Annotated in this window: 18 protein-coding genes and 1 pseudogene; 18 read left to right on the plus strand and 1 reads right to left on the minus strand. The window is 56.7% G+C overall.

The window, feature by feature from the left end; all coding sequences use genetic code 11:
- The first annotated feature begins 182 nt into the window (after positions 1 to 182).
- The 12 genes from D1159_RS13995 to D1159_RS14050 all read left to right on the plus strand — a co-directional run bounded on the left by D1159_RS13995 (position 183) and on the right by D1159_RS14050 (position 15,946).
- A complete protein-coding gene (locus D1159_RS13995; protein ID WP_161846282.1) occupies positions 183 to 959 on the plus strand; it encodes an AAA family ATPase in 777 nt (258 codons plus the stop codon).
- Positions 956 to 1,867 carry a ParB/RepB/Spo0J family partition protein gene (locus D1159_RS14000; RefSeq protein WP_161846283.1) on the plus strand — a complete coding sequence of 304 codons (912 nt, stop codon included), beginning with the start codon at positions 956 to 958 and terminating at the stop codon, positions 1,865 to 1,867. Before D1159_RS13995 ends, D1159_RS14000 begins: the two co-directional genes overlap by 4 nt.
- A 100-nt stretch (positions 1,868 to 1,967) precedes the next feature.
- Entirely contained in the window at positions 1,968 to 3,071 is a 1,104-nt protein-coding gene (locus tag D1159_RS14005) for a DUF6017 domain-containing protein (protein ID WP_347563699.1), read from the plus strand.
- Between the two features lie 184 nt (positions 3,072 to 3,255).
- Positions 3,256 to 3,591 (plus strand): DUF3846 domain-containing protein, encoded by a 336-nt coding sequence (locus D1159_RS14010; RefSeq protein WP_161846284.1) that lies wholly within the window; start codon positions 3,256 to 3,258, stop codon positions 3,589 to 3,591.
- Positions 3,592 to 3,683: 92 nt separating this feature from the next.
- On the plus strand, positions 3,684 to 4,106 hold the full coding sequence (locus D1159_RS14015) for a hypothetical protein (protein ID WP_347563700.1): 423 nt from the start codon (positions 3,684 to 3,686) through the stop codon (positions 4,104 to 4,106).
- Complete coding sequence (locus D1159_RS14020; RefSeq protein WP_161846285.1) at positions 4,103 to 5,032, plus strand: hypothetical protein; 930 nt, start codon at positions 4,103 to 4,105, stop codon at positions 5,030 to 5,032. Before D1159_RS14015 ends, D1159_RS14020 begins: the two co-directional genes overlap by 4 nt.
- Positions 5,029 to 5,844 carry a class D sortase gene (locus D1159_RS14025; protein ID WP_161846286.1) on the plus strand — a complete coding sequence of 272 codons (816 nt, stop codon included), beginning with the start codon at positions 5,029 to 5,031 and terminating at the stop codon, positions 5,842 to 5,844. Before D1159_RS14020 ends, D1159_RS14025 begins: the two co-directional genes overlap by 4 nt.
- A 96-nt stretch (positions 5,845 to 5,940) precedes the next feature.
- Positions 5,941 to 6,789 (plus strand): hypothetical protein, encoded by an 849-nt coding sequence (locus tag D1159_RS14030; RefSeq protein WP_161846287.1) that lies wholly within the window; start codon positions 5,941 to 5,943, stop codon positions 6,787 to 6,789.
- An 81-nt stretch (positions 6,790 to 6,870) separates the two neighbouring features.
- Entirely contained in the window at positions 6,871 to 12,957 is a 6,087-nt protein-coding gene (locus D1159_RS14035; protein WP_161846288.1) for a SpaA isopeptide-forming pilin-related protein, read from the plus strand.
- Between the two features lie 60 nt (positions 12,958 to 13,017).
- Positions 13,018 to 13,494 carry a PcfB family protein gene (locus D1159_RS14040; RefSeq protein ID WP_161846289.1) on the plus strand — a complete coding sequence of 159 codons (477 nt, stop codon included), beginning with the start codon at positions 13,018 to 13,020 and terminating at the stop codon, positions 13,492 to 13,494.
- A 133-nt stretch (positions 13,495 to 13,627) separates the two neighbouring features.
- On the plus strand, positions 13,628 to 14,062 hold the full coding sequence (locus D1159_RS14045; RefSeq protein ID WP_161846290.1) for a hypothetical protein: 435 nt from the start codon (positions 13,628 to 13,630) through the stop codon (positions 14,060 to 14,062).
- Positions 14,063 to 14,170: 108 nt separating this feature from the next.
- Positions 14,171 to 15,946, plus strand: a complete 1,776-nt coding sequence (locus D1159_RS14050) for a VirD4-like conjugal transfer protein, CD1115 family (RefSeq protein ID WP_161846306.1) — start codon at positions 14,171 to 14,173, stop codon at positions 15,944 to 15,946.
- Here the strand turns inward: D1159_RS14050 and D1159_RS14055 are convergent.
- Positions 15,892 to 16,371, minus strand: coding sequence for a hypothetical protein (locus D1159_RS14055; RefSeq protein ID WP_161846291.1), 480 nt, complete (start codon positions 16,369 to 16,371; stop codon positions 15,892 to 15,894). The genes D1159_RS14050 and D1159_RS14055 overlap by 55 nt on opposite strands.
- Positions 16,372 to 16,599: 228 nt before the next feature.
- Between D1159_RS14055 and D1159_RS14060 the strand changes: the two are divergent.
- The 6 genes and pseudogenes from D1159_RS14060 to D1159_RS14085 all read left to right on the plus strand — a co-directional run.
- Positions 16,600 to 16,728, plus strand: a pseudogene (locus D1159_RS14060) (Maff2 family protein); the annotation flags it as partial.
- 141 nt (positions 16,729 to 16,869) lie between these two features.
- A complete protein-coding gene (locus D1159_RS14065) occupies positions 16,870 to 17,670 on the plus strand; it encodes a MerR family transcriptional regulator (RefSeq protein WP_004060549.1) in 801 nt (266 codons plus the stop codon).
- Positions 17,667 to 18,476: an ABC transporter ATP-binding protein gene (locus D1159_RS14070; RefSeq protein WP_004060547.1), complete on the plus strand. Its 810-nt coding sequence runs from the start codon at positions 17,667 to 17,669 to the stop codon at positions 18,474 to 18,476. The genes D1159_RS14065 and D1159_RS14070 overlap by 4 nt, the downstream gene beginning before the upstream one ends.
- Positions 18,477 to 18,478: 2 nt before the next feature.
- Entirely contained in the window at positions 18,479 to 19,192 is a 714-nt protein-coding gene (locus D1159_RS14075) for an ABC transporter permease (protein ID WP_016289854.1), read from the plus strand.
- Positions 19,193 to 19,360: 168 nt separating this feature from the next.
- Positions 19,361 to 19,804, plus strand: a complete 444-nt coding sequence (locus D1159_RS14080) for a sigma-70 family RNA polymerase sigma factor (RefSeq protein ID WP_161846293.1) — start codon at positions 19,361 to 19,363, stop codon at positions 19,802 to 19,804.
- Entirely contained in the window at positions 19,791 to 20,003 is a 213-nt protein-coding gene (locus D1159_RS14085) for a helix-turn-helix domain-containing protein (protein WP_004060543.1), read from the plus strand. Before D1159_RS14080 ends, D1159_RS14085 begins: the two co-directional genes overlap by 14 nt.
- The last annotated feature ends 11 nt before the right edge of the window (positions 20,004 to 20,014 follow it).

The following is a 20,014-nucleotide window of genomic DNA, read 5'->3' on the forward strand; positions in this document are numbered from 1 at the left end:
CAGCATTTCTATTGAAAGTCAATTTGAATTTTGCCGTTACGAGTTAAAGGGCGGTGAGGCGAAAGAATACAAGGACGGGCCTGTTAAAATAGGACTAAATCAGAAAGACCCCTACAGCAAGGGGGACGCTGGTTTCGTCCTGTTTTTATTTTTGCACAAAAAGAGGAGGGAATACAGGAAGTATGGGAAAGATAACGGCGATCTGCAACCAAAAGGGAGGGGTAGGCAAAACGGTAACAGCGGTGAATCTGGGCATTGGTCTGGCGCGGGAGGGCAAGCGGGTCCTGCTGGCGGACGTGGACGCCCAGGGCTCTCTCACCGCCAGCCTGGGCTACCAGCACCCGGACCAGATGGAGCACACCCTTGCGGAGCTGCTGGGGCGCGTCATTTCAGACGAGCCTTTGCCGCCGGACAGGGGCATCCTCCATCAGGCGGAGGGGGTGGACCTCCTCCCCGCCAACATCGAGCTGTCCGGCCTGGAGGTCACGCTGGTGAACACCATGAGCCGGGAGACGGTTCTGCGGGAGTACCTGAACGGCCTCCGGGACCAGTACGACGAAATCCTGCTGGACTGCTGTCCCTCGCTGGGGATGCTGACCATCAATGCCCTGGCCGCGGCGGACGAGATCCTGATCCCAATGCAGGCCCACTACCTGTCCATAAAAGGACTGGAACAGCTGCTGCGCACCATATCCAACGTAAAGCGGAAAATCAACCCCGGCCTGCGCATCGCGGGAATTCTCATCACCATGGCGGACCTGCGGACCACCTACTCCCGGGATATCATCGAGCTGCTCCGCAATGCCTACGGAGATAAACTGCGCATTTTTGACAGCGTTATCCCCCGCTCCATTCGCGCGGCGGAAATGAGCGCAGAGGGCCGGAGTATCTACCTCCACGACCCTGCTGGTAAGGTATCCGCCGCCTACGCCGCCCTGACCCGGGAGGTTCTGTCATGAAAAGCAGCGCCGGCAAGATCCAGCTCACCGGCTTCGACGATCTGTTTCAGACCGGCGGCCATGGAGAGGACGGCGTGGAACGAGTACAGGAGGTTCCTCTGACGGAGCTCTTTCCCTTCAAGGACCACCCGTTCCAGGTGAAGGACGACGAGGCCATGGAGAAAACGGCGCAGAGCATCGCGGAGCACGGCGTCCTGGTCCCCGGCATTGTCCGGCCCCGGCGGGAGGGCGGCTATGAGATTGTGGCGGGCCACCGGCGCAAGCATGGGAGCGAGCTGGCGGGCAAAACCGCCATGCCGGTGCTCATCCGGGCGCTGGACGACGACGAAGCCACGATTATTATGGTTGACTCCAACCTCCAGCGGGAGAAAATCCTGCCCAGCGAAAAGGCGTGGGCCTACAGGATGAAGCTGGAAGCGTTGAAGCATCAGGGCCAGCGCCGAGATCTCACTTTAGAACGCGGCGTTCCAAAGTTGCCTGCACGGGATAGGATTGCCCAGGAGGCTGGGGAGAACTGCGGCTTGACAGTGACCCGGTATATCGCGTTAACCAAGCTGATTCCTCCCCTGTTGGTGCTAGTAGACGAAGAAAAGCTGGCCGTCAGCACCGCCGCAGATTACCTGTCGGACCTGCCGGAGAACGAACAGACAGACCTTGCGGCAGTTATGGAAAAGCGGAATGTGATTCCTGTCAAAAGCCAGCTTGCAAAAATCAAGCAGTACAGTAGAGAGGGGACCCTGAGCGCCGCTGTCATGGATGCAATCTTAACCGAGCAGCGCCCCGTGCCTGTACAGGTGGTGCTCAGACGGGACCGGCTGAAACACTACTTCCCCCAGTCCTACACAGCCCAACAAATGGAAGAAGTGATTGTGTCCCTGCTGGAGACCTGGCGTACACAGCATTCATAGCGATCCGAAAAATATCAACAAGGCGGCGGAAGCGGGCCGGTGACGATGAAACGTCACCGGCCCGCTTTTTTGGTTTCCGCCAGAAATGAAGGAGGCAGTCATGATGCCGTCAAATCTGAACCTGGACTACTACTATGGCAGCGAAGGGGACCAGTACAGCTTCTACCGTATCCCCAAGACCCTGCTCACCGATCCCCGCTACAAGGGCGTATCCCTTGAGGCCAAGGTCCTCTACGGCCTGTTGCTGGACCGCATGGGCCTGTCGGTAAAGAACGGCTGGACGGACAGCGGGGGTCGGGTGTACCTCTACTTCACCCAGGAGGACGCTATGGGGATGCTGAACTGCGGCCACAACAAGGCGGTCAAGCTCTTTGCGGAACTGGATCAGACCGGCCTGATTGAGCGCAAAAAGCAGGGCCAGGGCCGTCCCACCCGCATTTATGTGAAGAATTTCGTCCTGCCCCCGCTTCCCGATCCGGAGCCGGAAACGGAACCGCCCCAGTCCCCGAAGGACGGCCAGACTTCCGCTTTGCGGAAGCCTCACCCCGCCCCGGAAGTCCAGACCTCCGAAACGGGGAAGCCTGCACATCCCGAAACGGGCGGTCTTGACTTCCCCGGAGAGGACGCAAATAAGACTGAGAAGAACGATACTGACTGGAACGAGACTGATCCATCCATCCTTCCCCCGACCCTTGCCGTCACAAGCTCCGCATCCCTCGCTTCGCCGCAAGCGGCAAAGCTCACTCACTGCGCTGCTCCGGCTCTCCCCACCGCAAACGCTTCGCTGGTTTGCGGTGGGGACCCCGGAAGGCCCAAGGGCCGGATACGGATGGATGAGATGGACCGATACCGAATGCTGATCAAAGAAAATATCGGCTTTGACCAGCTCCTGGCCGAGCATCCCTATGACGGGGAGACCCTGGAGGGCTATGTGGAGCTGATGGTGGAGGTCTGCTGCTCCCGGAAGGATTTTGTCCGCATCGCCGGGGAGGAAATGGCCGCCGAGGTGGTGAAGAGCCGGTTTTTGAAGCTCAGCCACGAGCACATTGCCTACGTCCTGGAGAGCATGAACCGGAACACCGCCCTGGTGCGCAACATCAAGGCGTACACCCTGGCGGCGCTGTACAACGCCCCCGTCACCATCAGCCAGTATTACGCGTCCCAGGCCAGCCACGATCTGGCGTGGTACGCCGCTGGACAATAAGAACCTGTATTCACAACCGTTGAACACTGTCTTGCCGGGTCTTTTGCCGTTGCGCGGCGGCAAAAAATCTTGAAACACACAAAGGATTCCTGCGCTTTTTTCCCTTGCGCAATGGCAAAATCCCACGGCAATCCAGCGTCCCCCGATTATGAATACAGGTTCTAGCACGAAAAGGAGGAATTTTATGGAAAGAGAAATCGACATTCTGGTGGTGGAGCCCGGAAAAAATCCCCACCTGGCCCGGGTGCCGGACACGCTGGAAGCCTTTCAGAAAATTGTGGGCGGGCCCGTCGAAGCCGGGTGCTACCTGCCCCAGCGGGTGATGCTCATCTGCAACGGCGAGGGCAAGCGCCAAAAATTGATGCCCAACCGGGAGAACCCCACAGACAAGGGAGATTTTATAGCCGGAACCTTCCTGCTATGCAGCTTCGAGGGAGACCACTTTGCGTCCCTGAGCGCGGTCCAGCAACGGGAATTTGAGGCGTACTTCGCCCTGCCGGGAGGTGACAGCGCCCTGTGAGCCGCCATCTGCTCCGCCGCCTGCTGGTTCCGCCCTAGTATTCCATACCAAGCCGCCCTGGAAGGACTTGTGCTCCTTACAGGGCTCATTTTTTGCAGAAAAGGGGGAATTCACAGATAAACGAAGCGAAAACCAACACATATCACGTCCTTAGCCTGAGCGGGGGCAAGGACGACCCCAGCCACCGCTATCCGCTGGTGGAATGGAACATCACCGAGGCCCAGGCCCTGCAAATCTGCTACGACCAGGGCTTTGATTTCGGCGGGCTGTATGAGATTTACCACCGGGCGTCCTGCTGGTGCTGCCCCCTCCAGCGTACCGGCGAGCTGCGCAAGCTGCGCCGCCACCATCCGGAGCTGTGGGCACGGCTGCTGGACATGGACCGCCGGGCGCGGGCCATGTTCGGCCCCGTTCCCCTGGGGCAGTTTAAACAGAATTGGAGCACGGCGGAGCTGGAGGCCCGCTTCGCCCGGGAGGAAGCACAAGGAAAACAGCGAGAGGAGGAAGCGATATGAAACAACGAATCGCCGCGCTGCTGTGTACGGCGGCGCTGGCAGTGGGCGCGGCCGCACCCCAGGCGCTGGCGGTGGAGCGGCACTATCCCACTTCGGTGGAGACCTACCTGGAGGGGGACAGCCCCCGCATCCGCAAGGTGTACCAGCTCTCCCTGGCGGACGACCCCGCCGGAATCCCCACCGGGGAGTTTGAGCGGGACGGGCTGGTATACCGCCTGCTGGACCTGACCCGGAAGGACGAGGTGGGGGTGGACACCCGGGCCCACACAGAGACCGTCACCCTGGACAGCGCCACCGGGGAGTTGTCTGAGGTGCTGAAGCTGCTGGACGGCCAGCGGGAGGCGGCGACGGAGGACGGCTACGCCGGGACGCTGATCCTGGACCACACCTCCATCCAAATCCAGGTCAAGGGCTACGCCAGCAAAACCCGGAACTTGTCCGCCGCCCGGAGCTATCCCAACCTCTCCGGCGCGGACCTGTCTTTGGTGCCCAAGACCATCACAGACAGCGGAAAAACCCTGACCCTGGCGGATGTCCAGTGGTCCAGCGACGGGGAGCATTACACCGCCGCCGCCACCTATACCGGCACGGCCACCAGCCGGTACGCCACCGGCTACACCGTCACCGCCAATTACACCGGCCAGGTGGCCAAGCCGGGCTGCGACGTGGTGACGTATACCGCCGTCTTCGGCGGCACGGAGCCGGAAGCGGAAGCAGCGCCGGTTCCCGAACAGACGCCCGCTCCCACGCCCACGCCGGAGCCCACCCCAGAGCCGGAGCCATCTCCCACTGCGGATACCGCCGTGGAACACAGCGGCCCCGTGGACCCGCTTCCCCTGCTGGTCCTCACAGGAATTGGCGCTGTGTTTCTGGGGGCGGTGCTGTGGCTGGCCCGGAAAGCAAGGGGGAAGGAGGCGTCCGCATGAAGCGAATTTTGAGTATGCTTGCCCTGACAGCCGCCTGTACCGCTCTGCTCGCCACCCAGGCCGCCGCGCTGAGTTACAGCGTGGACGCGCCAGCGGACGGCCTGACCGCCCGCCCCACCAGCCAGGAGATAGTTTTCCAGGAACAGGCGGTCAACGTGGATCGGAGCAAGGACGCCGCCCTCATCCCGCCCGGCTTTGGCAGTCCCACCAGCTATCTGCCCCAAAGCGGCGAGCCCCTGACCCCCAATCTGGTCCCAGGCGGGCTGGACGGAGGCTTGACCGCCGCCGCAGGCAGCGGCTCGGGGACAGTCTCCGGCGGTTCTTCCACTGCGGCAGGCGGCTCCGAAGTGATCATCACCTATCCCAAGCTGGAGACCGGAAAGCCCCCTGTGACCACCGGCTTTACAAAGGTTACATCCGATCTCCGCTACTCCGGGGGCCATCTGGGGACACTGAACATCCCCGCCATTGGCCTGAGCGTCAAAATCTACGAGGGGACGGACAGCGCGGCCCTGGCCAAGGGCGCGGGCCATTTTAAGGATACCAGCATCTGGGCCGGAAATGTGGTACTTGCGGCCCATAACCGGGGTGTGACCAACCATTTCGGCAAAATCCACACCCTGAACATCGGGGACACCATCACCCTGACCACCAAGCTGGGCAAGCGCACCTATGCCGTCACCAGCGTATCCAAGGTCAGGGAGACGGACGCCAGCGGAACCGCCGCCACACCGGACAACCAGATTACCCTCTACACCTGCGTCCGCGACGAGAGCGCCTACCGGTGGTGCGTGAAGGGCGTGGAAATTTAAGAGGCTGTACCGCACAGAAAGTTGTTGACATTTCTGATATTTTATAGTATACTTATTATGGGGTAATTTACACACAAAATATCGGAGGTAGAGAAAATGAAACGATTCCAGTTTTTCCTCGGCTTTCTGTGCGGCGCACTCTGCTTCGGCGGCACGGTGGCAGCGGCGGCGGGGCTGCTGGCGGAGCCCTCCGCCCAGACCTTCTATGTGGACGGCCAGCGCGTCAATTTGGAAGCCTACGCCATCAACGGCCACAACTACGTGCAGCTCCGGGACGTGGGCCGGGCGGTGGATTTCAACGTCACCTACGACGGAACCACCAACAGCGTCCGTATCGACACGAAAAACCCGTACATGGAAGCGGTCCCCACGCCTACGCCCACGCCTGCCCCTGCCCAGACCTCCGGCGTGATCACCATCCCCCAGTCCGATGAACGGCTGGTTCTGAAGGAGGGCGATCAGGTGCTCTGCGACGATGGGACCGTCTATGAGATTACAGACATGAGCCTCTATGACAAGAGTATGTTTGCCTCCGGCCCTTTGGAAGCCCTGCCCTCTCCCACCTGGGATTGGAGCCAGCTCCCGGAGCTGGAGCTGCCCAAGGCGGAGGTCCGGCACTTTCAGACAGAGCACGGCGACCGCCTGTTTATCCGTAATCTCTACGAGACCCGCCGGATGCAGTATACCATTTACAACTGTATCCCCAACTGCCCCATATTGTGGGAGAACGGCAAGCTAAAGCTGGGCAAAGACGGCAATCCGTTCCTCCGGCTGCAACTGAGCATCACCGGCACAAAGGGCGTCCAGCCTTTCTGGCCCTGGCGAGAGGATCAGCTCACCCAGGTATTCTACTCCGCGCCGGGGGCGACCTTCGCAGTAGAGGCATGGGATGTGTTCAAAGACGGAAAGTTCCTATATACCAAATATAATGTGCAGGGATATTGAGGTCCTTAATATGATAACAGCCCGACTGTCTATAAGACAGCCGGGCTGTTGCATTTTCCAAATGATTCAGGAGGTATGCAAATGAAGCGATTGACCAGTATGATTCTTGCCCTGTCAATGCTATTCTCGCTGCTCTGCCCCGCGGTCCAGGCTGCCAGCACGCCAGGAGAGGCCCTTGGCAAGGTGGACATCTACAGCGGCGGCTACCCTATGGCCTATCTGGCCGTCAATGGGAAGGTGCAGACACAGGAGTATACTTATTTTCTTTATTCAGATGAAACCACAGGCGAGGAAAAAGAAATTCCCGCCTATTGCGTCAACCCGAACCTCTACGGCGTTCCCCAGACGGTGGGAAAAGGGGAATCCATCGAGTATCTTGCCGACGAAAAGGCCGCGGACCCCAAGGTAGTGGGCATCATCGCCAACTGCTATCCCCACCGGGGGCTTGCCGAGCTGAAGCTGGACAGCCTGCACCAGGCGTTTTACGCGGGCAAGATCGCCCTGTGGTGCTATCTCATCCCGGAGTGGGACATCTCCAAAGTGACCATCAACCCTGCTCTGACCGGGGCGGAGCGGGACCGGGCGGAGCGCATCAAGGCCGCCGCCGCGGACATCTACAACCGGGGCATGGCCTGGAACAGCATCCCCCAGCCCCGGCTCGCCGCCGTCGCGGACCAGGAGACCGCCTATCCCGTGACCATTGACGGCGCGGCCTATTTGCAGCAGGTGTTTACCGTCACCTCGGACACCTGGGTGAATCAGTACGCCGTCCACATCGCGCTCCAGGGGGACGTGCCCTCCGGAACCCGCATTGCGGACATGGACAACAAGGATATTACCACACTGAAGGTGGCAGGCAGCTCCGGCGTGTTTCAGGGCCAGTTCAAGGTGCTCTATCCCGCCGCCAGCGTGGAGGGCAAGCGCGGCAGCGTCCAGTTTTCCCTCTCCGCCGATGTCTACCAGTACGCCGTCTTCTACGCGGTGTGCCAGGAGGCGGACGAGTACGGCCCCCTCCAGAACTATCTCTGCGACACCGACCCCAGGACCTCCCTCCTGCGCTCCGGAGTGAGCCGGTACGCCCCTGACCCCACTCCGGAGGAGACGCCGCCCCCCAGCCAGCCGCCGCAGTCCGGGGAGCTGGAGATCGTCAAGTACGAGCAGGGCACCGATCTCCCCCTGGAGGGGGCCGCCTTTGAGGTCAAGGGCCCCGATGGGGATGTGATGGGCGTCTTTACCACCGGAGCGGACGGCAGAATCCGCGTCCCCGCGCCCAAGGCGGGCAGCTATACCGTCCGGGAGGTCACGCCGCCCAAATACCACCTGCTGGACGATGAGCCCACCAAGACCGTCACCGTCCGGCCCGGCGAGACCGCCCGGCTCACCTACCACAACCCGCCCTATGGGGACCTGCGCATTGAGAAGGTGGACGGGGCCACCGGCAACAGCCTGGCCGGGGCCCGCATCCAGATCAAGCACATCGAATCCGGGAAGACCTACACTGGCGTCACCGATACCGGCGGCTCCTATACCTTCACAGAGCTGGTCCCGGGGGCCTATGAGATCCAGGAACTGGCCGCCCCGGAGGGCTGGGAGCGTGACCCCCAGACTCACACCACTACCGTGGCCACCGGCGAGTGCGTCACCTATACGCTGAAAAACAGCGCCCTTCCCGGCCTGAAGCTCACCAAATACGACGCCGCCTCCCACGCAGCTATGAGCGGCGTCACCTTTGAGATCTTCCAGGACACCGTTTCCATCGGCCGCTATGAGACCGACGCCCTGGGGGAGATCCTGCTCACCAACCTCCAGCCCGGCACGTACCGGGTGGTGGAGGTGGACACGGGAAACACCACCCACCTCATTGCCCCGCCCCAGGAGGTGCTCCTCACCGCCGGCGGTGGCATCAAGGAGCTGATCTTCACCAACGACCAGAAGCCGGGAATGCGGCTGGTAAAGGTGGACAGCACGGACCCCTCCAAAGTCATTCCCAATGTCCGCTTTGAGATCTCCCAGGTGGGCGGCAGCTACAAAAACGAGTTTGTAACGGACCGGAACGGGGAAATCGACCTCTCCGCGCTGGAGCCGGGGGCCTATCAGGTGAAGGAGCTGGAGGCCCCGGCGGGTTATCTGCTGGACGATGCCGCGCGTACCATTCAGCTCAGGCCCAACGAGACGGCGGAGTTTGTGTTCACCAACACGCCCATGCCCTCCCTCCGGCTGGTCAAGCTGAGCTCAGGCGGTTCCCGCTTACAGGGCGTCACCTTCCGCATTGCCAAGATCGAGGACGGGACCCACTATCTGGACCGCACTACCGATGAAAACGGGGAAATCAACCTCTCCGGCCTGGAGCCGGGGGTGTACTCGGTCAAAGAGACCGCCACGGTTTCCGATCATATCCTCAACCCCAAGGAGTACCATGTGGAGCTCTTCCCCGGCAAGACCAGCACGATTACCATTGAGAATCAGAAACGCCCCAACCTGACCATTTACAAGCGGGACGCAGACACTGGCGAGCCCATTCCCAACACTGTTTTTCTCGTGAAAGCGGCGGACGGCCACAGCGTCAACGAGGTCAAAACCGGCGCGGACGGCAAGGCGGAGCTGGAAAACCTCCTGCCTGGGGTGTATGAGATCAGCGAGAAATCCGTCCCCGCCCCCTGGCTCCTGGACGCCGCCCCCCAGCTGGTCACGCTCTATCCCAACCGGGACAGGGCGGTTTATTTTGAGAACCACAAGCGGCCCACTTTGACCATCCACAAGGTAGACAGCGTGACCGGCAGCCCCATCCAGGGAGCCAAGTTTGAGGTCTGGTACGGCTCCAACAGCACCAATACCGGGGAACTCAACAGTCTGGGCGCCTATTTCAGCGATGAAAACGGCCAGATTGTCATCGACAACCTCCGGGACGGCTGGTACAAGGTGACGGAGCTGGAGCCCGCCGCAGGCTTTTCCATCAAGGAACCGGCAACCCAGGAGTTTTATATCAAGGGCGGCGAAAGCAAAACAATTACCTTTGAAAATGTGCCGCTTAACGCGATAATAATTGAGAAGTACGACAGTGTGACCGGGGAAGCCCTGCCGGGATGCACGTTCCAGCTGAAATATCTGGGCGGAACCAGCGGCACCGGTGGCACTGTGATTGGCACGAAGGTCACTGGCAAGAACGGAACCGCCATCTGGACGGGGCTCAAGCCAGGGACATACGTCGCTGAAGAAGTGGACCCCGCAGACGGCTACTCCATCATCCAGTCCTCCGAGACCATTCTGCTGGCGGACAGCGGGGAGCAGAGCGTGATCACAGTCCGCTTTGCCAACGCCCCGGACGGGGCGCTGCTCATCCGGAAAGTCTGCGCAACAAATCCCAGCGTTACCCTGCAAAATGCGGAGTTCAAAGTGGCCTATGCGGACGGCACTCTGATTGGCGACTCGAACGGCATTTTCAGAACCGATGAGCACGGAGAAATCCGCATTCCCGGCCTGAAACCCGGCAAGAGCGTTGTGGTGACGGAGACCCGCGCCCCTGCCGGTTTTATCCTGGATACCCAGTCCCAGACGGTTCAGATTAAGGCGGGCAAAACCGTGTCCCTCACCTTCAAAAACCAGCCAAAAGGCAGTCTGATTATCCAAAAACGGGACAGCGCCACGGATCAGCCCCTCCCCGGCGCGCAGTTCCGCATTACCACCGCCGCAGGCTGCGAGGTGGGACTGGACGGCGTGATTGGCTCCTCTACCTTAACCCAAAACGGCATCTTCACCACCGACAGCAGCGGTGAAATCAGAATCACCAATCTGGCCCCCGGCGCGTATGTGGTCAATGAAATCAAGGCCCCTGTCGGTTATGTCATGGACAGCCCCAGCACCAATGTGGTCATCGGGCAGGGTGGCGATACGCAGACCGTGGTGATCAAGAACTCCAAGGCCGGTACGCTGGTGATTGATAAGCGGGATTCCCTCACCGGCAAGCCGCTGGCGGGCGTCACCTTCAAGGTCACGACTTCTACCGGCGAATTTGTCCCGGATGCCAACGGGCAGATTTCCAGCAACGGCCTCTACACCACGGATAAGGACGGCAAAATCATCATTAACGGCGTGGTTGGGACGCTGGTTGTAACAGAAACGGCCACCATCCCCGGCTACACCATCGACGAGGCCGCACGGACGCAGACCGTCCATGTGAATCCCAACGGCACCCAGACCCTGCGCTTCACCAACACCCCCAGCACCACCCTTGTGATTGAGAAATACATCGAGGGCACCACCACGCCGCTGAAAGGCGTCACCTTTTTGGTGACAGACAGCTCCGGCGAAGTGGTGGGCGGCAGCAATGGCGCGTTCATCACCGACGAGAACGGGCGCATTGTGATCGGCGATCTGGAGCCCGGCACTACCGTCACCGCCCGGGAGGTCAAGACGCTGGAGGGCTTCGTCCTGGATACCACGCCCAAGTCCATCAAAATCAAGGCCGGAGAGGCTCAGACCCTGCGCTTTTACAACGCCAGGCAGGGCACAATCGTCATCAAGAAGCTGGACAAACAGACCGGAAAACCGCTGGCGGGCGTGGAGTTCCAGATTACCTACGCGGACGGCAGCTACCTGGACGATGATTATGGCCACCTCTCCAGCAAGGGCCTCTACACCACCGGCCGGAACGGTGAAATCCGTATTTCCGGCGTGGTTGGGACGCTGGTTATTACCGAAACGAAGCCCTTGCCTGGATATGTAATGGACACGGAAACCCGCACTCAGACCGTCAAAGTCAACCCTGCGGATACGCAGACAGTCACATTTTATAACACGCGGAGCGGCGGTGTGGAGATCATCAAGGTGAGCGAGAGTGACCGCACCCGGCGCATCCCCAACGTCACCTTTGAGATCAGGAAGATGGACGGCGGGCTGATGAAAACCGTGACTACGGATTCCAAGGGCCGGGTGTATCAGGAACTGGACGCGGGGCACTACTACGCCGTGGAAATTGACTGTCCCAAGGAGTTCAGGCTGGACGGCACCCCCCACTATTTCGAGGTAAAGGACGGTGAAACCACCGCGTTAACGGTGGAAAACAGGCCCTTCTCCGGCATTCTGCTCCACAAGGTGGACAGTGTGACCGGCAAGGGCATCCACGGCGTCACCTTCTTGCTGTACGATGGCAGCATGAACCCCGTGGACCAGTTCACCACGGACCAGGACGGCTATGCCTATATTGACACCCTGGAGCTGTCCGGCAAGGTCTATCTCCGGGAGCTGGAGAACGAGGGCTACGCCGTGGACACCCAGCTCAAAACCGTCTACATCAAGCCCGGGGAGACCACCGAAATCACCTGGAAGAACACCCCCATTACCGCGCAGATCCAGATTACCAAAAAATCCGCCGGCTACAATCCCACCAACGGCCTGCCGGCCGGGACCCTGCTGGAGGGGGCGGTGTTTGAGATCTGCGACAAGGCCGGGAACGTGGTGGACACCATCCGGAGCGACCAGCGCGGGCTGGCCGCCTCCAAGCCCCTGCCCCTGGACCGCTACACCGTCCGGGAGGTGAAAGCCCCGGACCATTACGGCGTCAATGATACCGTTTTGACCGCCTATCTGGAGCATCCGGGACAAATCGTCCGCTTTGAAGTGACCAACCAGAGCCTGACCACCGGCGTGTCCATCACCAAGACCGGGCCCAAGGAGGCCATGGCCGGCCAGCCGGTGAATTACACCTTCTCCGGCATCGCCAACACCTCTAATGTACGGCTGGAGAATTTTTACTGGCGGGACACCCTCCCCGCCCAGGTGCAGTTGGATACGGTGGTCACAGGCACCTACAATTTCCCCGGCACCTATAAAATCACCTACCGGGTCAACGGCGGGGAGCCCCGCACCCTGGCGGACAGCCTGAGCACGGCGAAGAATTACACCCTGGCGGCGTCCCCGGCGGCGCTGGGGCTGGCCGCCAACGAGCGCGTCACGGAGATTATGTTCGTGTTCGGCCAGGCTCCCGCAAAGTTCTCCCAGGTGGAGAAGCCCATACTGCGGTGTACCGCCCTGAAACACATCGCCGCCGTCTCCTTCGTCAACGTGGCGGACGTGGGCGGCACGTACAACGGCAAGTGGGTGCAGGCCATCTCCCGCTGGGTGACGGCGGTGTACGGCAAGCCATCCACCCTGCCCCGTACCGGATATTAAAGCGTGCGCTACGGGTCACCCCGAGAGGGGTGGCCCGGCTGCTGAAAGGAGGGGTGCCCCTTGCAGGACGAGGTGCGGGACAAGACCGTGGCGCTGGCGATCCGCATGGGAAAGACCGGCGGCCGGCTGACCGCCAATCTGCTGAAATGGGCCATTCGAAGCTATCTGGCACAGTCCAAAAACCCTCACATCCACCACGGCAGGCAGACCGTCAAGCAGCTTGTGAGACAGGGGCAGGGTGTGCAGAACATTGAGATTACCGAAAAAAATATCAAGTCCTTCGAGCATACGGCCCGGAAGTACGGCGTGGATTTCGCGCTGAAAAAGGACCCGGCCCAGGGAAAGTATCTGGTCTTCTTCAAGGCCAGGGACGCGGACGCCCTCAACGCAGCCTTTGCCGAGTATGCCGCCAAAACCCTGCGCCGTAGTTCGGAAAAACCGTCCCTGCGGCGGCAGCTGGCCCACTTTAAGGAGCTGGTAAAGAACGAGGCCAGGGACACGGTGAAAAACCGGGATAAGGGGGCGGCAGAGCGGTGAGATTTGGCCGGAAAAAATGCCTGCTGCGCGGCTTTGTTCAGATCCCTCGCCTAGGGCGGGCCATGAAACGAAAAATGAGACACGGCTGTCTGCCGTGCCTTTTACCGTAATTATATTGTAGGAGGTGATTAAAATGGAACTGTTTGCGGAGTATAGGGCAAAAGAGAAACTGCTGGATCAGCTGGATCAGAGTCTTTTGAACCACGCGAAAAGCCTTTCTGCTGGGGAGGGACCTGGCATTGCGGATGTGTACCATCTGCAAAGTCTGGCCGAACTGCACTGCTACTTGAAAACGGTACATCAGTTTGATTCTGCCGAGGTGGAGGCCCTTCTGAAATTTGCCGACCCTCTGGCGGCGGCCAATCTCTGTTGGGAAGAAAATCCTCATGAGTACAGCTTTCCCATCCGTGAGCTGTTGAAAGAGAGCAATGCCTATGAGCGGCTTCCACTGGCAGAACCCACACCGCCCCCGGAGAAAGCCTCTGTGCGGGAACGTCTGCGTACTGCCATTCAGGAGGCCAACCGTCAGGCGGCGCAGGGTCATGACCACGGCGGCGATGTCCGCTGACCGCCTTTTCTCTCCGCATGAGTTAAGAGGTGAATCGGATGCAGGAGGAAGTCCATTTTAATGAGGCCAAGGACATGGTGAAAACCGGGACAGGGGGGCGGCAGAGTGGTGAGACTTGACTGGAAGAGAGTTCTGCTGCTCAGCTTCCCCTATCTGTTTGTATTCTGGTTGTTCAACCGCGCGGGGGAGGGCTACCGGCTGGCGGCGGGCACGGATCTGATTGCCAAAGGCATGGGGGCGGTCTCCAGCCTGGGCGCAATCATCTCCCGCAGCCCCCTGCCCAGCTTCCACCCACAGGATCTTCTCGTGGGACTGGCCGGGGCGCTGTGCGTCCGGGCGGCGGTCTGGCTCAAGGCCCAAAACGCCAGGAAATACCGCCGCGGCAGGGAGTATGGATCGGCCCGCTGGGGGACAGCGGACGATATCCGCCCGTTCATCAGCCCCAAGTTTGACCAGAACATTCTTCTGACCCAGACCGAGCGCGTCATGGTGGGCCGCAATCAGAACCCCAAGTATAACATCAATAAAAATGTGCTGGTGATTGGCGGCTCCGGCTCTGGTAAGACTCGTTTCCATATTAAGCCAAATTTGATGCAGATGAACGCGTCTTATATTTGCACGGACCCGAAAGGCACTGTATTGGAAGAATGTGGAAATATGCTCCGGCGCGGTGGATATGAGATAAAAATACTCAATACCATCAATTTTAAGCAATCCATGAGGTATAACCCCTTCCAATATATCCGCTGTGAGAACGATATTCTGAAGCTGGTCAACTGCATTATGGAAAATACCAAGGGCGAGGACAGCAAGGGCGGCGAGGATTTTTGGGCCAAAGCCGAGGCCCTGTACTATCAGGCGCTCATTGCGTACATCTGGTACGAGGCCCCGGCGGAGGAGAAAAACATGATCACCCTGTTGGATATGCTGAATGCCTCAGAAGTGCGGGAAGAGGACGAAACCTTCAAAAATGCCGTGGATTTGATGTTTGAACGGTTGGAAAACCGGGACCCGGAGCATTTCGCCGTGCGCCAGTACAAGAAGTATAAAATGGCGGCGGGCAAGACGGCGAAAAGCATACTTATTTCCTGCGGCGCACGGATGGCCCCCTTTGACATTAAGGAGGTACGGGAGCTGATGGAGGGGGACGAGCTGGAGCTGGATAAGCTGGGGGACCGGAAGACGGCGTTGTTCTGCATTGTGTCAGACACCGACATGACCTTCAATTTCATCTCGGCCATGGTGTATACCCAGATGTTCAACGTCCTGTGCGACAAGGCTCTGGAGAACGGCGGCGCACTGAACACCCATGTTACCTGTCTGCTGGACGAGTTCGCCAACCAGAAAATCCCCAACTTCCAGCACCTGATCTCCGTCATCCGAAGCCGGGAGATCTCCGCCCATATCGTGGTGCAGACCCAAAGCCAGCTCAAAGCGGTCTACAAGGACCACGCGGAAACCATCATAGGCAACTGCTCCTGCGTCCTGTTTCTGGGCGGCAAGGAGCGCAGCACCCTGAAAGAGATTTCGGAAACCCTGGGCAAGGAGACCATCGACACCGATAACACCGGCGAGAGCCGGGGGCGGGAGACCTCCCACTCCCTGAACCGCCAAAAGCTGGGCAGGGCCCTCATGGACGTGGACGAGCTGGCGGTGATGGACAACGGGAAATGTATCTTGCAGGTACAGGGCGTCCGGCCCTTCTTCTCCGACAAGTTTGATATCACCAAGCACCCGCAGTACAAATATCTGTCTGACGCCGACCCCAGGAACACCTTTGATGTCACAAAGTTTCTCAGCCGCCGGCTGGCCGTAAAGCCGGACGATATCTATACCTGCTGTGAGCTGGAAGCGCCGCCCTCAGACGGCGGAGCCTCCGCCTGAACGGACTGCGGCCGCTCCGCCTTTAACTGCGCAACCCGCTTCTTATCAACAAAATGAGTGGCGTACCACCGCTCAATGTCTGGATCGCCGCTCTTGCTGAACCGGAGGGAAATGACGCTCCTGCGGCCCTGGCCGTTTTTCTTCCTGGTCCCCCACTGCTTATAGCAGCAGAAGGAGGGTGCCAACCCCGCTTTCTGGGCGTAAACTCGCATCTGGTGCATCACCAGAGACAGCTTGCGCAGGTTGGCGGTGCAGACCCGCTCCAGATAGGGAACCCGGCCAAAGCGCCAGTTTTCATAGTCTTTTTTGGAGAGAAAGCCTACTGCCATCAGCACATCCACCGGAGCGGCATAGCCCCGCTCACGGCACTGGAGATACATGGCTGAGTGGACTTTTCCAGCCAGCTTCTTGTCATTCTCGTTCATACCGCGCTCCTTGACGTTTTTTCCATTATAGGAGCATTTTCGTCAAAACGCAATCCCACAGATACTCCGAATACCGGGGTAACTCTATGGCCGTTCGGCCGGGCGGCTGTTTGAATGCTGTGTATACAACCGCCGCCCGCGCCCGGTAAGCCCGCCGCTGACACGTTCAGAGGCGGGCTTTCAATATACCTGGGGAACAATCCCCGCCACAATGTAAGGAGGAATTCAATGACATTTTTTGCTTCTGCCATCGACACCTTAAAAGTCCTGGTGACCGCCCTGGGCGCTGGCCTGGGCGTGTGGGGCGTCATCAATTTGCTGGAAGGATATGGAAACGACAACCCGGGCGCAAATGCTCATGTACGGTAAAGAAGCAAGCAACTGAAAACAACAGATAGACCGCCAGCAGCCCACTATTCCGTATTTTTTCTTAAATCTTCTTAAAAGCACTTGCTTGTGACGCAACGTAATGAGATATACTATTCGAGGAGGTGTGACATGGATAAACATAAAGCGATACCACAAGGTTATATGACCGTTGGTGAAATTGCAAGAAAAATGGACGTTACTGTACGGGCATTACAACATTACGACAGAGAGGGCTTGCTTTCCCCCTCTGCCATGAGTGAAGGGGGGCGTAGGTTATATACAGATAAAGACATAGTAAAACTTCATCAGATTTTATCGCTCAAACATTTGGGATTTTCTTTGGACGACATAAAAAATCGACTGATTCTGCTTGATACACCAGATGAAATTGCTGATGTTCTAATGGAGCAGGCAGTCACTGTCAAACGGAAAATAGAAAGTCTGTCTGAATCGTTGAGAGAATTGGAGGTGCTGCGGGAAGAAGTCCTTCAAATGCAATCAGTTGATTTCAAAAAATATGCGGATATTATTGTTAATCTGCAAATGAAAAACGATTTCTATTGGCTGATTAAACATTTTGACGACCAAACGCTTGACCATATCCGCAACCATTTTGACAAAGATAGCGGAACGGCATTTGTGAACACTTTCATGCAGCTTCAAAACGAAGCAATAAGACTTCAAAATGCGAATATTCCTGCGGATAGTGATGAGACACAGAATTTTGCAAAAGCCTATTGGGATATGATTATGGATTTCACTGGCGGAGATATGAGTATGCTTCCCAGACTGATTGAATTAGGGCAGTTTCAGAATGCAGACCATAAATGGAAAGTAGCCCAGGATATTGCGAACGGATATGTTGAACAAGCATTAGGTGTTTATTTTTCCCGTTTAGGCATTGACCCATTTAAGGAGGAAACAGAATGAATGAAGCTATAAAAATCAGCAATTTATCAAAGAGTTATGGAACTCACATTGTGCTGAAAGGTTTAGATTTTAATATACAACAAGGAGAAATTTTTGCTCTGCTCGGCGTGAATGGAGCTGGAAAAACCACGTCGCTTGAATGTATCGAGGGTTTAAGAAAATATGACAGCGGAAACATTACTATAAATGGAATCATGGGCATTCAATTACAATCGGCTTCTTTGCCGAAATACATTAAAGCACTGGAAGCTGTAAAGCTGTTTGCTAAATGGAATAAGACCTCTCTTGACAGAGCAACGCTTGACGCTCTTGGTATTTATGAACTTTCAAAAAAGCCTTATTATCAATTATCAACCGGGCAAAAGCGGCGGCTCCATCTGGCGCTTGCATTAACACGAAATCCCGACATTTTGTTTCTTGATGAACCAACAGCAGGACTTGACGTTGAGGGGCAAATATCTTTACATGAACAAATCCGTCAGTTAAAAGCAATCGGAAAGACAATCATATTAGCAAGCCATGATATGGCAGAAGTTGAGAATTTGTGTGACCGGATTGCTATTCTTTCCGGCGGCAAAATTGCCTTTATCGGGACTGTCGGGCAACTGGGCGATACAATCGGGAAGCATTATAATATCACAATCCAAACGGAAAACAGGACTGAAAACTATGAATCGGAAAATATCGGAAATTCCCTACTTTCGCTGCTCATGCAGTACAAGGAAAAAGGAGAAACTATCACAGATATTAAGATAGACCGTGGTTCACTGGAACAGCACTTTATAAAAATTGCAAAGGGGGAGTAACAATGGGAGCTTTTTTATACGGAGTTTCTTTACAATGGAAGTTAGACATAAGGAGTAAGACATTACTTATAACCTGCTATATCGTACCTCTTTTGTTCTTTGTAATTATGGGCGGTATATTTACATCAGTCATGCCGGAAGCGAGATATACGCTTATTCAGTCCATGACTGTATTTGGTGTGACAATGGGGGCGTTGATTGGTCTGCCGCCCTCTCTTGTTGAAATTTACAGCAGTGATATTAAAAAAGTCTATAAAGCAAATGGTGTTCCGTTAATATTAGGTCTTGCTTTAACAAACATTTCAGCGTATATTCATTTGTTCCTCATGAGCATTATTTTATATATTGCTGCGCCACTGGCTTTTAACGCTGAAATACCAAAAAATCCGGGTATGTACTTCATCAGCCTCGCTGTTTTTATTGCAGTATCATTAAGTATTGCCAGCATAATTGGTTTGGCAGTAAAAGACCAGGCAAAAACTTCTATGTTTTCTATTATTGTTTTTTTGCCGTCAACCATGCTTTCTGGAATTATGTTTCCTATTGAACTACTTCCAAAAACGTTTGAAACAATAGGAAAACTATTTCCGGCTACATGGGGATATAAACTACTGGCGGAAAATGCTTTTAAATTTGAAAGCCTTTTGCCACTGCTCTTGATTTTTATTTTAGCTACTGTTATGTGTAGTATTCTGTTACGAAAAATTGATAAATAGCAAAGACAGACGAGCCAGTCAACGGTCAAGATGAACGGGCTTCGCCCGCCGTTGACAGCCCCGTCTGTCTTTGCTGCTGGGTAGTCAAGGAGCGACAGCAAAAAATGCTGCCGCCCCTTACTATCATTAAAATCTTAACTGCCACTTAGTAGGAAAGGGGGAATTACCATGCCTTGTACAGAAGCATACAAGGAGCATATCGAATACACATTTAACGCCTTTTGCAGAGTTGTCATACACTATGCCGCTATCAACGCATGGCGTGACAGAGATAAGCGGCGGCAAAGAGAAATATCTTTTGAATACCTCACCGAAGAAAAGTTTTACCCGTTCAGCACAACAGATAAATATTTTTTAGACCCCTGTAAGCAATACCCTGTTATGATATGCGGTCAGAGGGTTATCCTTACGAACGGGGAGCTTGCCGAAGCCCTGTCCTCTCTGCCGGAAAAAAAGAGGGAAATCATCTACCTATACTTTTTCGGGCGTTACACACAACAGGAAATCGGGGAACTATACGGACGCTGCCGGAGTACGGCGTGGCATCACATACACAGTGCCTTGCAAATGCTGCATATAGAAATGGAGGTGCTTTTCCATGAGAAATCCTAAATTTGTACCGTATGAAACTATTGTCAGGGCAACCAGCGGAGAGCCGGAAGCCATTGACGAGGTTTTACGGCATTATGGCAAAAGAATCCGACTTGCTTCCCTTGAAAACGGACAGGTCAACAAGGACACCGAGGACAATATCAAACGGCGGCTTATCGCTGCCCTGTTCCAGTTCCGCTTTGACGGACAGCCTACCTAACAGGAGGTGAG

This window comes from Pseudoflavonifractor sp. 524-17, from assembly GCF_009935845.1.
Classification (GTDB): domain Bacteria; phylum Bacillota; class Clostridia; order Oscillospirales; family Oscillospiraceae; genus Pseudoflavonifractor_A.

Excerpts from the sequence above, each read along its gene's own strand:
- D1159_RS14065 (WP_004060549.1), top strand. The coding sequence starts at position 16,870 with ATGGATAAACATAAAGCGATACCACAAGGTTATATGACCGTTGGTGAA.
- D1159_RS14070 (WP_004060547.1), top strand. The coding sequence starts at position 17,667 with ATGAATGAAGCTATAAAAATCAGCAATTTATCAAAGAGTTATGGAACT.
- D1159_RS14080 (WP_161846293.1), top strand. The coding sequence starts at position 19,361 with ATGCCTTGTACAGAAGCATACAAGGAGCATATCGAATACACATTTAAC.
- D1159_RS14030 (WP_161846287.1), top strand. The coding sequence starts at position 5,941 with ATGAAACGATTCCAGTTTTTCCTCGGCTTTCTGTGCGGCGCACTCTGC.
- D1159_RS14025 (WP_161846286.1), top strand. The coding sequence starts at position 5,029 with ATGAAGCGAATTTTGAGTATGCTTGCCCTGACAGCCGCCTGTACCGCT.
- D1159_RS14085 (WP_004060543.1), top strand. The coding sequence starts at position 19,791 with ATGAGAAATCCTAAATTTGTACCGTATGAAACTATTGTCAGGGCAACC.
- D1159_RS14075 (WP_016289854.1), top strand. The coding sequence starts at position 18,479 with ATGGGAGCTTTTTTATACGGAGTTTCTTTACAATGGAAGTTAGACATA.
- D1159_RS14010 (WP_161846284.1), top strand. The coding sequence starts at position 3,256 with ATGGAAAGAGAAATCGACATTCTGGTGGTGGAGCCCGGAAAAAATCCC.
- D1159_RS14045 (WP_161846290.1), top strand. The coding sequence starts at position 13,628 with ATGGAACTGTTTGCGGAGTATAGGGCAAAAGAGAAACTGCTGGATCAG.
- D1159_RS14035 (WP_161846288.1), top strand. The coding sequence starts at position 6,871 with ATGAAGCGATTGACCAGTATGATTCTTGCCCTGTCAATGCTATTCTCG.
- D1159_RS14020 (WP_161846285.1), top strand. The coding sequence starts at position 4,103 with ATGAAACAACGAATCGCCGCGCTGCTGTGTACGGCGGCGCTGGCAGTG.
- D1159_RS13995 (WP_161846282.1), top strand. The coding sequence starts at position 183 with ATGGGAAAGATAACGGCGATCTGCAACCAAAAGGGAGGGGTAGGCAAA.
- D1159_RS14055 (WP_161846291.1), bottom strand. The coding sequence starts at position 16,371 with ATGAACGAGAATGACAAGAAGCTGGCTGGAAAAGTCCACTCAGCCATG.
- D1159_RS14000 (WP_161846283.1), top strand. The coding sequence starts at position 956 with ATGAAAAGCAGCGCCGGCAAGATCCAGCTCACCGGCTTCGACGATCTG.
- D1159_RS14005 (WP_347563699.1), top strand. The coding sequence starts at position 1,968 with ATGATGCCGTCAAATCTGAACCTGGACTACTACTATGGCAGCGAAGGG.